At 68.7% G+C, this 13,308-nt stretch carries 9 protein-coding genes; 7 read left to right on the top strand and 2 right to left on the bottom strand.

The window, feature by feature from the left end:
- The first annotated feature begins 221 nt into the window (after positions 1-221).
- Entirely contained in the window at positions 222-3,008 is a 2,787-nt protein-coding gene (locus K9U40_RS18960; RefSeq protein ID WP_282891699.1) for a DUF3971 domain-containing protein, read from the top strand.
- Between the two features lie 111 nt (positions 3,009-3,119).
- Complete coding sequence (locus tag K9U40_RS18955; protein WP_282891698.1) at positions 3,120-5,261, top strand: sodium-translocating pyrophosphatase; 2,142 nt, start codon at positions 3,120-3,122, stop codon at positions 5,259-5,261.
- A gap of 37 nt (positions 5,262-5,298) precedes the next feature.
- On the opposite strand, the gene K9U40_RS18950 is transcribed toward K9U40_RS18955, so the two are convergent.
- Positions 5,299-6,495, bottom strand: a complete 1,197-nt coding sequence (locus K9U40_RS18950; protein ID WP_282891697.1) for a M23 family metallopeptidase — start codon at positions 6,493-6,495, stop codon at positions 5,299-5,301.
- Positions 6,496-6,808: 313 nt separating this feature from the next.
- On the opposite strand from K9U40_RS18950, the gene secG reads away from it, so the two are divergent.
- The 3 genes from secG (at position 6,809) to K9U40_RS18935 (ending at position 9,919) form a co-directional block, all read left to right on the top strand.
- Positions 6,809-7,219: a preprotein translocase subunit SecG gene (gene secG, locus K9U40_RS18945; RefSeq protein WP_282891696.1), complete on the top strand. Its 411-nt coding sequence runs from the start codon at positions 6,809-6,811 to the stop codon at positions 7,217-7,219.
- A gap of 108 nt (positions 7,220-7,327) precedes the next feature.
- Positions 7,328-8,956 carry a CTP synthase gene (locus tag K9U40_RS18940; RefSeq protein WP_282891695.1) on the top strand — a complete coding sequence of 543 codons (1,629 nt, stop codon included), beginning with the start codon at positions 7,328-7,330 and terminating at the stop codon, positions 8,954-8,956.
- Positions 8,957-9,046: 90 nt separating this feature from the next.
- The gene (locus K9U40_RS18935) at positions 9,047-9,919 is read left to right on the top strand and encodes a VOC family protein (protein WP_282891694.1); all 873 of its coding nucleotides are present in this window, start codon (positions 9,047-9,049) and stop codon (positions 9,917-9,919) included.
- Positions 9,920-9,947: 28 nt separating this feature from the next.
- On the opposite strand, the gene K9U40_RS18930 is transcribed toward K9U40_RS18935, so the two are convergent.
- The gene (locus K9U40_RS18930) at positions 9,948-10,355 is read right to left on the bottom strand and encodes a VOC family protein (RefSeq protein WP_282891693.1); all 408 of its coding nucleotides are present in this window, start codon (positions 10,353-10,355) and stop codon (positions 9,948-9,950) included.
- A 299-nt stretch (positions 10,356-10,654) separates the two neighbouring features.
- On the opposite strand from K9U40_RS18930, the gene kdsA reads away from it, so the two are divergent.
- Together kdsA and K9U40_RS18920 are read left to right on the top strand one after the other, a co-directional pair.
- Positions 10,655-11,521: a 3-deoxy-8-phosphooctulonate synthase gene (kdsA, locus tag K9U40_RS18925; RefSeq protein ID WP_282891692.1), complete on the top strand. Its 867-nt coding sequence runs from the start codon at positions 10,655-10,657 to the stop codon at positions 11,519-11,521.
- A gap of 183 nt (positions 11,522-11,704) precedes the next feature.
- A complete protein-coding gene (locus tag K9U40_RS18920) occupies positions 11,705-13,075 on the top strand; it encodes a glutamate--cysteine ligase (protein WP_282891691.1) in 1,371 nt (456 codons plus the stop codon).
- Positions 13,076-13,308 lie beyond the last annotated feature (233 nt).

Below are 13,308 nucleotides of genomic sequence, written 5' to 3'. Positions count from 1 at the left end.
TCTACACTTATTAAGTCGTCGGCAGCGTCAGAGGTGTATAAGAGACAGCACCCGCCGGGGCCGGCGCGCCCGCCGCGATCCCGCAGCCGGCCCCGCCGGAGCCCGCCGCCGCGACGGCCGGCACCGGCGTCACCGGTACCGATCCCCTGAAACCGATCGTCCTCGCGCGCTGGATCAACGAGCTTGAAACCGCCGGCTTCGACGGCGGCGCCCTGGCGGACGTGGGGCTCAAGGACGGCACGCTCGTGGTGGAGAACGAGAGCGCCGGCCGCCGCATCGTCTTCCGGCATATCAGCGTGCGCCTCGCCCGGCCTCAGGCGGGCGGCGCGGAGCTCACCTTCACCATCCAGTCGCCCCAGGGTGTCGCCACCGCCGTGGCGCGCATCGGCCCGGCCCGCGACGGCGAGCGGTCCATGGAGTTGTCGCTGCGCAACCTGTCCACGCGAGACCTGCTCCAAGCCTTCGTCCAGGACCAGCGCCGCTTCTACATGGACACGCCGCTCACCGCCTCGGTCACGGCGCGCCTGTCCGTCGACGGCGAGCTCAAGGCGGCGCAGGCGAGCCTCGATTTCGGCGCCGGCGCGCTGGGCAACGGCGAGGACCCGGAAGAGCGCTTCGTCATTGATCGCGCCCGTGTCGGCGCGACCCTTGACGTCGCCCGGCGGGTCATCGTGCTCGCGCCCATCGAGGCGGTGAAGACCGAGAACATTGTCTCCCTGGCCGGCGAGATCCAGGTGCCGGCGACCCTGCGCGAGCCCTGGCCGTTCCAGATCGGGCCAAAGCAGGTGCTGCTGGCGGGCAATGAGATGCCCGAGCCCGCCCTCGTCATCGACAAGGTGAACGTGGGGGGCCGGTTCGACCCGCCGACGCTGCAACTGGTCGTCGAGACCGGCTTCCTGGGCTCGGCGGCGGGCAGCTTCAGCTTTACCGCGCTGTTCGATTTCGGCGTGGACGTGCCTTACGTGAAGCTCGACGGTGCGGCCTCGCCCATGCCGGTGGCCACCATCAAGCGCTTCTGGCCGGTGAACATCGCCCCGCCCGCGCGGCAGTTCGCGGTGGAGAACGTCTCCGGCGGCACGGCGGACGGCATCACGGTGGCGGTCAGGCTGCCCCTCGACCTCATCGGGCAGAAGCAGGTGCCCCTGCCGGACGACGGGGTGCGCTTCACCATCAACGGCAAGGGCGTCACCCTGCGGCCGGTGAAGGGCCTGCCGCCCATCACCAATGCGAGCCTTGCCATCCTGGTCACCGGCCGCTCGGTGCGCATCTCTCTGCCGGACGGAACCGCGGTGACGCCGCAGAATCGCAAGATCGCGGTGAGCGACGGCGTGATGCTGCTGCCGGACTATTTCCCCCGCGAGCCCACCTCCCAGATCAAGGTGAAGTTCGACGGCCCGGCCGACGGCGCCATCGAGGTGCTGGGCATGGAAGCGCTTAAAGGCCCCACCGGCACCGCCTTTGACCCCTCCACCACGCGGGGCAAGTTCTCCGCCCTGCTGCAGGTGAACATCACCTTCCGCAAGGTGCCGCGGCCGGAGGACTTCGACTATTCGCTCGAAGCCAACCTGACGGATTTCGGCGTGGACAAGGTGTTCCGCGGCCAGCGGATGGAAGGGGCGAGCGTGAAGGCCTTCGCTTCGCCGGCGGGGGTGGTGCTGCGCGGCGACGGCAAGATCGCCGGCGCGCCGGTGGCGTTCGAATACGAAAAGCGCAAGGACGTGGCCGATTCCGACATCCGTGTCAGCGCCACCCTGGACGATGCCGCCCGCAGCAAGCTGGGCGTGGACCTGCCCGGCGTTTCCGGGCCGGTGGGGGTGCGCCTGATCGGCACCACCAACAACAAGGATACGCGGGCGACCATCGAGGCCGATCTCGGCAATGCCCGCATCGCCGACCTCATCCCGGGCCTCAGCAAGCCGGCCGGCAAGCCGCTGAAGGCGAAATTCGCCCTGAACGACAAGGGTAACAGCGTCCGCCTCGACGACATGGTGATCGAGGGGTCGGGCACGCTGCTGAAGGGCTCCATGGAACTGTCCGACGGCGGCGACCTCATCGGCGCCAGTTTCCCCACGTTCCAGCTCTCCGACGGCGACCGCGCCTCCGCCAAGGCGGAGAAGGTGGGCGACATCCTGAAGATCCGCATCACCGGCGAGGTGATGGACGCCCGCGGCATCATGAAGAGCCTCGTCTCCACCCCCACGGGCCAGCGGCGCGCGAAGACGCAGGACGTGGACGTGGAGGCGCGCATCGGCGCGCTCACCGGCAACAATGGCGAGGTGATGCGCCAGTTCGACCTGTCGATGGCGCGCCGCGGCGTGGAAACCCGCGACTTCACCTTGACCGCCAAGGCCGGCCGCGACGGCACCGTGGCCGGCGAGATGCGCAACTGGCAGGGCCGCCAGAGGGCGCTGCAGGTCACCACCTCGGATGCCGGCGCGCTGCTGCGCTTCCTCGACATCTATCCCAAGGTCCAGGGCGGCGAGGCGTGGCTGGTGGTGGACCCGCCGCGCAGCGACAACACTCCCCAGGAGGGCGTGATCCACGTCCGCGACTTCGCCATCAAGGGCGAGCCGGGCCTCGAGCGCCTCTCCAGCGCGGCGCGTGATTCGTCCGGCCGGATCGAGGACGGCACCGCCTCGTTCCAGAAGGCGCAGGCCCAGTTCGCCCGCACCACCGGCAAGATCACCTTCAAGGAGGGGGCCATCTGGGGGCCGTCGGTGGGCGCCACCTTCGACGGCACGCTGGATTTCGCCGCCGACCGCATCTCCATCCGCGGCACGTTCGTCCCGGCCTATGCCCTCAACAACATCTTCTCGAAGCTGCCGGTCATCGGCCTGTTCCTCGGCGGCGGGCCGAACGAGGGCCTCGTGGGCGTCACCTTCGAGATCGTCGGCCCCTTGAGCGGCGGGCCGACGCTGCGCATCAATCCCATCTCCGCGGTGGCGCCGGGCTTCCTGCGCAAGATCTTCGAATTCCGCGATTCCAGCGACGCCCCGCCGACCCGGTAAGACGGCGGGCACTGCGACAGTTCGTCCGAACGCCCCTTGCCGTCGGTCACGGCACCGCTCACACTCACCCCATAAAAGAATACAGGCAGGAAACGAAAAAGGGTGGGAGTGATGCTGGCACTGGTGTTGATCATCGCCTGCGGCCTGCTGGCCGTGGCGTACGGCGTATGGGCCATCCGCGAACTCATGGCCGCCGACCCCGGCACCGCGCGGATGCAGGAAATCGCAGCCGCCATCGCGGAAGGGGCGCAGGCCTATCTGAAGCGCCAATACACCACCATCGGCCTGGTGGGCGTCGTCATCTTCATTCTCGTGGGGCTGTTCCTGGGCTGGCTGGTGGCGGTGGGCTTCGCCATCGGTGCCATTCTCTCGGCGCTGGCCGGCTTCATCGGCATGAACGTGTCGGTGCGCGCCAATGTGCGCACGGCGCAGGCGGCGACCCTCTCTCTGGCCGGTGGCCTCGACCTAGCCTTCAAGGCCGGCGCGGTCACCGGGCTGCTGGTGGCGGGCCTCGCGCTGCTGGGCGTCACGGTCTACTTCCTCGTGCTCACACAGATCTTCGGCTTTGCCGTCAACAGCCGCACGGTGGTGGATGCGCTGGTGGCGCTGGGCTTCGGCGCCTCGCTCATCTCCATCTTCGCCCGTCTCGGCGGCGGCATCTTCACCAAGGGCGCAGACGTGGGCGGCGACCTCGTGGGCAAGGTGGAAGCCGGCATCCCGGAGGATGATCCGCGCAACCCCGCCACCATCGCCGACAATGTGGGTGACAATGTCGGCGACTGCGCCGGCATGGCCGCCGACCTGTTCGAGACCTATGCGGTGACGGTGGTGGCCACCATGGTGCTCGCCGCCATCTTCTTCGCCGCCGCGCCGGCGAGCCTCGCCACCATGATGGTCTATCCGCTGGCCATCGGCGGGGCGTGCATCCTCACCTCCATCGCCGGCACCTTCTTCGTGCGGCTCGGGGCCAACTCGTCCATCATGGGCGCGCTCTACAAGGGCCTGATGGCGACGGCGGGCTTCTCCGTCATCGCGCTGGCGGTGGTGACGTGGCTTTTGCCCGGCTTCGGCGCCATTCCGGGGGCGGACTTCACGGGCACCAGCCTGTTCCTGTGCGGCCTCGTCGGCCTCGCGGTGACCGGCGCCATCGTGGTCATCACCGAATATTATACCGGCACCGGCTATCGCCCCGTGGTGTCCATCGCCCAGGCCTCGGTGACGGGGCACGGCACCAACATCATCCAGGGCCTCGCCGTCTCCCTCGAATCGACGGCGCTGCCGACGCTGGTCATCATCGCCGGCATCCTGTTCGCCTATGGCCTCGCCGGCCTGTTCGGCATCGCCATCGCCGCCACCACCATGCTGGCGCTGGCGGGGATGATCGTGGCCCTCGATGCCTTCGGCCCGGTGACGGACAATGCCGGCGGCATCGCCGAGATGGCCGGCCTGCCCAAGGAGGTGCGCCAGTCCACGGACGCGCTGGACGCGGTGGGCAACACCACCAAGGCGGTCACCAAGGGCTATGCCATCGGTTCCGCCGGTCTCGGCGCGCTGGTGCTGTTCGCGGCCTACAGCCAGGACCTGAAGTATTTCGTCTCGCAGGCCACGCCCGGCTCCTACTTCGCCGGCGTCTCGCCCAACTTCTCGCTGGAAAACCCCTATGTGGTGGTGGGCCTGCTGTTCGGCGGCCTGCTGCCGTTCCTGTTCGCCGCCATGGGCATGACGGCGGTGGGCCGGGCGGCGGGCGCCATCGTGGAAGAGGTGCGCCGGCAGTTTCGCGAGAAGCCGGGCATCATGGCCGGCACCGAGAAGCCGGACTATTCCCGCGCCGTGGACATGCTGACCAAGGCCGCCATCAAGGAGATGATCATCCCCTCTTTGCTGCCGGTGCTGTCGCCCATCTTCTGCTACTTCGTCATCTATTTCGTGGCGGGCGGCGGGGCGGCGGGCAAGTCGGCTGCCTTCTCTGCGGTGGGCGCCATGCTGCTGGGCGTGATCGTCACCGGCCTGTTCGTCGCCATCTCCATGACCTCGGGCGGCGGCGCCTGGGACAATGCCAAGAAGTCGTTCGAGGACGGCTTCGTGGACAAGGACGGCGTGCGCCACATGAAGGGCTCGGAGGCGCACAAGGCCTCCGTGACCGGCGACACGGTGGGCGACCCCTACAAGGACACGGCGGGCCCCGCCGTGAACCCCATGATCAAGATCACCAACATCGTCGCGCTGCTGCTGCTGGCGGTGCTGGGGCACTGAGGGAAAGCCGGCGGGTCCATGCGGCCCGCCGGCACCCCTATTTCCCGTCGCCGAAATCCACCACCTCATTGTTGAGGGGCAGCGCGTCCTGCCGGGGGCCGGCGAGGCGGGTGCGGTCGATGTCGGCCGGAACCGGCTTTTCAAAGAAGTCCGCGCCGGCCGGGTTGGCCACGCCCTGGCCCTGGAAGTGCGTGAAGGCATAGGGCAGGCCGTTGGCGTCCAGCGGCGAGGGGCCGTCCATCACGTGGAAATGCAGGTGCGGGGCGTTGGTGTTGCCGGTGTTGCCGAGCAGGCCGATGACATCCCCCGTGTGCACCTTGTCGCCCAGCCTCACCTTGAGGCTGCCGCGCTGCATGTGGGCGTAGAAGGCGAAGTTGCCGCCGCCCATGTCGATCACCAGCATGTTGCCGCCGATATTCTCCGGCGTGATGCCCTTGGCGTCGCCGCCGGGCACCTGTTCGTCGGTCGCGTCATAAAGGTTCACCACCACGCCGTCGGCCACCGCATGCACCGGCGTGCCGTAAAAGGCGTAGCTCTGCAGCTTGTGCACGTCGCCGGTGAACAGGCGGCCCTCCGCGTCGAGCTGCACGAAGTCGATGGCGAAGCGCTCCGGCACCCGCAGGCGTCCGTTGATCGCCATGATCGCCCCGCGATGGGAGGTGAGGGCATCGCAGCAGCCGTTGATCGCCACCCAGTTCTTGCCGCGCAGCGGCGGCGCGACCACTACCGCCGGGCGTCCGATGGCGGTTTCCCCGCCGGTGAAGGTGTAGGTGGCGGGCAGGGGCGCATCCGCCGGCATGGGCACCGGCTTGCCGTCAGGCCCCGCCTCCCGCCGCGTCGCCATGACGCGCGCGAGGACGCGGTCGGGGAGCTTGGCCTCGCGGGCGAAGGGAATGTCCAGGAACACCGCCGCGACGCCGCCGGGCGGCAGGGTCCGGTCGGACCCGGAATAGTCCGTCATCATGGCGCCAAGCCCGTCGCCTTCCAGGCCGGCGAGGGCGCGGCCCGCATCGTCCACCACCTCCACCTTGTCGAGGGTGACGAACAGCTTGCTCGGGTTGGTGACGTACAATTCATAGGCGAGGTGTACCCGGCCGTCCGCGCCAAGCACCGGGTTGGGCGCCGTGATGGGCTCAATCGCGATGGAACTGAACACCTCTCCGGATTTCAGCGACTGCGCGAGAGCGGGCGACGCCACGGCAAGCGCGGCGAGGGTGAGGAGGAGACGGTGCACCACTGGAACCCCGAGTGAGGAGAAGGCGAGACCGCGCCGACGGCGCACAGCCTCGTTCAAGCCGGCCGGATGTGCAATCTGCGGCAGGATACCTCCGGAACGGGTGCTCAACGACTTGTTCCCAAGCGCAATCCGATGAGATCGCGACGCGGTCTCATCGGCGCGTGCATGGCTGGCCGGGCTCTGCCGGCCAGCCATGCACGCCGGGCAGGCGGGAGGGGCGGACACGCTCTTCCCTCCCAGCGCCCGATCGTGTAACAGACCGGCAACTGACGCGCCGGGCTGATGCCGTGGCGCGAACATGATGGATTCCATGCAGACGGTTCTCATTGTCATTCACCTCATGGTGGTGCTCGCGCTCATCGGCGTGGTGCTGATCCAGCGCTCCGAAGGCGGCGGGCTCGGCATCGGCGGCGGGGGCGGCGGCGGTGCCGGCGGCTTCTTCACCGCGCGCGGCTCGGCCAACCTGCTCACCCGCGCCACCGCCATCCTGGCGCTGATCTTTTTCATCACCTCGCTGGCGCTGACCATCGTGGCCGGCTGGGGCCGTGCCCCGCGCTCGATCCTGCAGCCCGCGACCCAGGGCCAGAGCGGTCCGCAGGTGCCCCAGAGCGGCGGCACCATCCTCGACCAGATTCGCCCGCAGGGCGGCGAGCAGGGCGCCCCCGCGGCGCCGGCTCAGCCGGCCGCGCCTTCGGGCCCGCAGGTTCCGCAGTCCAAGTGAGCCCGTCGCCGCGTTCGCGCGGCGGCACGCTTTCTCCACAGGCGAGGCGAGGCCGATCCCGGCTTCGCCCTCGCCGAATCGCGTTTGCACGAGGTAAGGTCGAGGCCCATGGCGCGCTACATCTTCATCACGGGCGGCGTCGTGTCTTCCCTGGGCAAGGGCCTCGCCTCCGCAGCTCTCGGCGCGCTTCTCCAGGCGCGCGGCTACACCGTCCGGCTGCGCAAGCTGGATCCGTACCTCAACGTCGATCCGGGCACCATGAGCCCGTACCAGCACGGCGAGGTGTTCGTGACCGACGACGGGGCCGAGACCGATCTCGACCTCGGCCATTACGAGCGCTTCACCGGCCATCCGGCGACGAAGCAGGACAACATCACCACCGGCCGCATCTATCAGGACATCCTGACCAAGGAGCGCCGCGGCGACTATCTCGGCGCCACCATCCAGGTGATTCCGCACGTCACCAACGCCATCAAGGACTTCGTGCTCGAGGGCAACGAGGGCTTCGACTTCGTGCTGATCGAGGTGGGCGGCACGGTGGGCGACATCGAGGGCCTGCCCTTCTTCGAGGCCACCCGCCAGCTCAAGAACGAGCTGCCGCGCGGCCACGCCATCTTCATCCACCTGACCCTGATGCCGTACATTCCCTCGGCCGGGGAGCTGAAGACCAAGCCGACCCAGCATTCGGTGAAGGAGCTGCGCTCCATCGGCATCCAGCCCGACATCCTGCTCTGCCGCACGGATCGCGAGATCCCGCGGGAGGAGCGGCGCAAGCTCTCGCTGTTCTGCAACGTGCGCGAGAGCGCGGTGATCGAGGCGCGGGACGTGGACAACATCTATGCCGTCCCCTCCGCCTATCACGCGGAAGGGCTCGACAAGGAGGTGCTGGCCGCCTTCAACATCGAGCCGGCGCCGGCCCCCAACCTCAAGCGCTGGACCGACATCGAGGGGCGCGTGCGCAACCCCGAGGGCGAGGTCACCATCGCCATCGTGGGCAAGTATACCGGTCTCAAGGACGCCTATAAGTCGCTGATCGAGGCGCTGGCCCATGGCGGCATCGCCCACAAGGTGAAGGTCAATCTCGACTGGATCGAGAGCGAGACTTTCGAGCGCGAGGATCCCGCGCCCTTCCTGGAGCACGTCCACGGCATCCTGGTGCCGGGCGGCTTCGGCCAGCGCGGAGCGGAAGGCAAGATCCGCGCGGCCCGCTTCGCCCGCGAGCGCAAGGTGCCCTATCTCGGCATCTGCTTCGGTATGCAGATGGCGGTGATCGAGGCGGCGCGCAACCTTGCGGGCATCCGCGACGCCAATTCCACCGAGTTCGGCCCCACCGGGGAGCCGGTGGTGGGCCTGCTCACCGAATGGCTGAAGGGCAACGAGCTGGAGCGCCGCACCGCCGCCGGGGATCTGGGCGGCACCATGCGCCTCGGCGCCTATGCCGCCCATCTGGAGCCGGGTAGCCGGGTGGAGGCGGTCTATGGCGGGCGCGACATCTTCGAGCGCCACCGCCACCGCTACGAGGTGAACACCGCCTATCGCGAGCGGCTGGAGCAGCACGGCCTCAAGTTCTCCGGCATGTCGCCGGACGGGCTTTTGCCGGAGATCGTGGAATATGGCGACCACCCCTGGTTCATCGGGGTGCAGTTCCATCCGGAGCTGAAGTCGCGGCCGTTCCAGCCCCACCCGCTGTTCGCCTCGTTCGTGGGCGCGGCCATGGAGCAGAGCCGGCTGGTGTGACCTCTCGGCGGGCAATCGCCTGCCGGTATTTCCATCCCGGCCGTCGCCGCTCTAAGCTCCCTGTCCGGAGAGTCGGGCAGGGGAGTAGCCATGCGACGCGGTCTTGACCATGTGGTGCATCTCGTCCGCGATCTCGATGCGGCGGGAGAGGTCTACGACCTTCTGGGGTTCACGGTGGGCGGGCGCAACCGCCATCCCTGGGGGACGGAGAACCGCATCGTCCAGACCCCAGGCTTCTTCGTCGAGTTGCTGCAAGTCGTTGAGCCAGAAAAGATTCCGCCGCACGAAGGCACGCGGTTCTCGTTCGGCGCCTTCAACCGGCAGTTCCTCGAATCCTGCGGGCAGGGCCTCTCCATGCTGGCGCTGGAGGGCAGCGACCCGGCCGCCGAGAAGGCCCATTTCGATATCGAGAACTTCGGCGGGTTCGACACCTTCGAGTTCGGCCGCACCGCCCGCCGGCCGGACGGGCAGGAGGTGGAGGTGGGCTTCACCCTCGCCTTCGCCCGCGAGCCCGGGTCGCCGGACCTCACCCTGTTCACCTGCACCCAGAAGCAGCCGGAGAATTTCTGGTCGGCGGACCTCCAGCGCCATTCCAACCAGGTCACCGGCGTCGCCGGCGTGGTGCTGGTGGCGGATGCGCCGGTCCAGCACCAGGCGTTCCTGGAAACGGCGACCGGCGGGCCGGTGCGCCGGGCCAGCGACGACTGGTATGTGGGCGAGACCCCCCGGGGGGCCGTGGACGTGATGAGCCGCGCCCTCTTCACCGAGCGCTATGGCGTGCCGGCACCGGGTGGGGTGGGGCTTCGCCTCGCCGCGGTGCGCTTCTCCACGTCCGGCGCACCGGAGCTGCGGCGGGCGCTGGCGGCCCGCCGCATGGTGGAGGAGGCCATCTCCGGTGTGGTGGTGGTGCCGCCCAAGGCCGCCATGGGCGCCACGCTGGTGTTTGAGCAGCCGCCGGGGTGAGGCGCAAAAGGGCCGCGGCGCCGGCAGGTCAGTACCACTCCGCCAGTTCGACCGTGATGCCTTCCGGCCCTTCGAGGAAGACGAGCTTGCGGTCGTGGAACTCCATCATGGCGTTGCGCAGCCGGATGCCCTCGCCGGTGAGCCGCGCGATGTCGGCTTCGAGATCATCGACCGTGAAGCAGATGTGGTTGAAGCCGATCCGGTTGAGGCGGTGGATGTTGGGATCCTCGATGGGGGCGGGGTGGTGGTAGTGGAGAAGCTGCACCTCCATGTGCGGGTCCTCTATGGCGAGGGTCACGTGGTCGGCCTCGATGCCCTCGATGCCCATGTAACTGTCCATGACCGGGCCCGCGATAACGATGGACTGGACCTCCTTGAAGCCAAGCAGCTGAAAGAACGACGTGGCGCCCTGGACGTCGTGAACGACGATCGTCATGTGATCGAATTTCCTGATCATGTGACGTCCCTCCCTCCGGCATCTGTGATCGTGGGCTGATGCCCGGTCGGGCGCGCCGGATGCGTGCCGGACGCGGGCACAATGGGCTGCCTCGCTTACGGCCGCAATTGCCGGCCGGTGGACACCCGCGCCCCCTTCGGCGATGCCGGCCCGCTCCACGGCCTGGCATCACCGGCATCGGCGGGGCCCGGCGCCGCCGGTTTCGCATTTTTCCGGGAAATGTCCTATCAAGGCGCGCCGCCGGTCCGTCCCGCGGCGCCGTTCCGAGGACCTGCCCCATGACTGCCGCACCGCCCGCCACCACGCCCCAATCCATCGTCGAGGTGGGTCATGTGCGTTTCGGCAACGGCCTGCCGCTCGCCCTCATCGCCGGCCCCTGCCAGATGGAAAGCCGCGCCCACGCGCTGGAGGTGGCCTCCGCCCTGAAGGAGATGGCAGAGCGGCGCGGCATCGGCCTCGTCTTCAAGACCTCCTTCGACAAGGCCAACCGCACCTCGCTCTCGGCCCAGCGGGGCCTCGGGCTGGAGGCGGCTTTGCCGGTGTTCGCCGAGATCCGCGAGAGCCTCGGCCTGCCGGTGCTCACCGACGTGCACGAGATCGACCAGTGCGCGGCGGCGGCTGAGGCGGTGGACGTGCTCCAGATCCCCGCCTTCCTGTGCCGCCAGACCGACCTGCTCATCGCCGCCGCCCGCACCAGCAAGGCGGTGAACGTGAAGAAGGGCCAGTTCCTCGCCCCCTGGGACATGGCCAATGTGGTGGGCAAGCTCACCGGCGCCGGCAACGGCCGGGTGCTGGTGACCGAGCGGGGGGTGTCCTTCGGCTACAACACCCTCGTTTCCGACATGCGGGCGCTGCCCATCCTCGCCAGGACCACCGGCGCGCCGGTGGTGTTCGACGCCACCCATTCGGTGCAGCAGCCGGGGGGGCAGGGCTCGTCCTCCGGCGGACAGCGCGAGTTCGTGCCGGTGCTCGCCCGCGCGGCGGTGGCGGTGGGGGTGGCCGCGGTGTTCATCGAAACCCATCCCGACCCGGACAAGGCCCCCTCCGACGGACCGAACATGGTGCCCCTGGCGCAGCTCGAAGGGCTGATCGCCATGCTCCAGGCGTTCGACGCCGTTGCAAAAGCCAATCCCGTCACTATCTGAGCTCAGCTTGGGCTTGGCTGTCCGACCCCCCGCCGGACCTGCCGCCTCGGGCGCATCCCTGTTCGCCGGGCAACGCGACCCGGTTGAAGGGTGTGTCCGGGCGGTATTGAGAAACCGAAGCGTCTGTTGCCTTGGCCGGGCCGCCGTGTATGGTCTCGCGCCCGATCGTTGAAGAGATTTCGTATGGCCCGCGACACCCTCGATGCGACCCCCGTCGCCAACCGTGACGAACTCGTCGCCTGGATGGAACAGGGGTCAAAACCGGAGCGGGCCTTCCGTATCGGAACCGAACACGAAAAGATCCCGTTCACCCTCTCCCGCCATGAGCCGGTGCCCTACGAGGGGCCGAAGGGCATCCGCAAGCTGCTGGAGGGCATGCGCTCCCTGCTGGGCTGGGAGCCCATCATGGAGGGCTCCACCATCATCGGCCTCGCCGACGTGACCGGGGGCGGCGCCATCTCGCTGGAGCCGGGCGGACAGTTCGAGCTGTCCGGCGCGCCGGTCTCCACCATCCATGAGACCTGCGCGGAGCTGAACGCGCATCTGGCGCAGGTGCGCGAGGTTGCGCTGCCTCTGGGCATCGGCTTCCTCGGCATCGGCATGAGCCCCAAATGGACGCGCTCCGAGACGCCGATGATGCCCAAGGGCCGCTACAGGATCATGGCCGGCTACATGCCCAAGGTGGGCAAGCTCGGCCTCGACATGATGTTCCGCACCTGCACCGTGCAGGTGAACCTCGATTTCTCCAGCGAAGCCGACATGGTGAAGAAGATGCGGGTCGGCCTCGCGCTGCAGCCGGTGGCAACCGCCCTGTTCGCCAATTCGCCCTTCACGGAAGGCAAGCCCAACGGCTTCCTGTCATTCCGCTCCGAGATCTGGCGCGACACCGACAATGACCGCTCCGGCATGCTGCCCTTCGCCTTCGAGGACGGCTTCGGCTTCGATCGTTACGTGGACTACGCCCTCGACGTGCCCATGTATTTCGTGAAGCGGGGCGACGCCTATATCGACGTGGCGGGCACCTCGTTCCGCGACCTGCTCGCCGGCCGCCATCCGCTGCTGCCGGGCGAACAGGCGACCCTCTCCGACTGGATCAACCACCTCTCCACCATCTTCCCGGAGGTGCGCCTGAAGCGCTTCCTTGAGATGCGCGGCGCCGATGCCGGCCCCTGGGCCAAGCTGTGCGCGCTGCCCGCCTTCTGGGTGGGCCTGCTCTATGACAGCCAGAGCCTCGACGCCGCCTGGGACCTCGCCAGAAACTGGACCGCCGAGCAGCGCCAGCAGTTGCGGGACGACGTGCCCCGCCTCGGCCTCAAGGCCGAGATCGCCGGCCGCCCGCTGCGCGAGATCGCCCGCGACGTGCTCAAGCTGTCCGAGGCGGGGCTGAAGCGGCGCGGCTTCCACGACCGGATGGGGCGCGACGAGACGCGCTTCCTGGAGCCCCTGGAAGAGATCGTGCTCACCGGCCGCTCACCGGCCGACAAGCTGCTCGCCCTCTATAATGGCGAGTGGGAGGGCTCGGTGGAGCCCGTCTTCAAGGCGCTGGCCTACTGAGTCGGGGCGGCGCGGCAAGGGCTCCCGCCCTCCCTGCGCTGGCGCTTCAGTCGGCCGGAGCACGAGGGCTACTCCGCCCGCCGCTGCGACATGATCTGCGCGCATTGCAGCCATGCGCTGATGCCATGCGGCAAGGATCGGTTTCGACCCGACGGTGGTGTCCCAGTCTGAAATTCCGCGGCTTCGACCGGGCGCGCCCTTGAACTCTCTCCCGCGTGCGGGGAGGGCAGGGT

This window comes from Xanthobacter autotrophicus, from assembly GCF_030015065.1.
GTDB classification, from domain to species: Bacteria; Pseudomonadota; Alphaproteobacteria; order Rhizobiales; family Xanthobacteraceae; genus Xanthobacter; species Xanthobacter autotrophicus_D.
The sequence above is the reverse complement of the archived record's forward strand: the minus strand, read 5'-3'. Positions and strand labels throughout refer to the sequence as shown.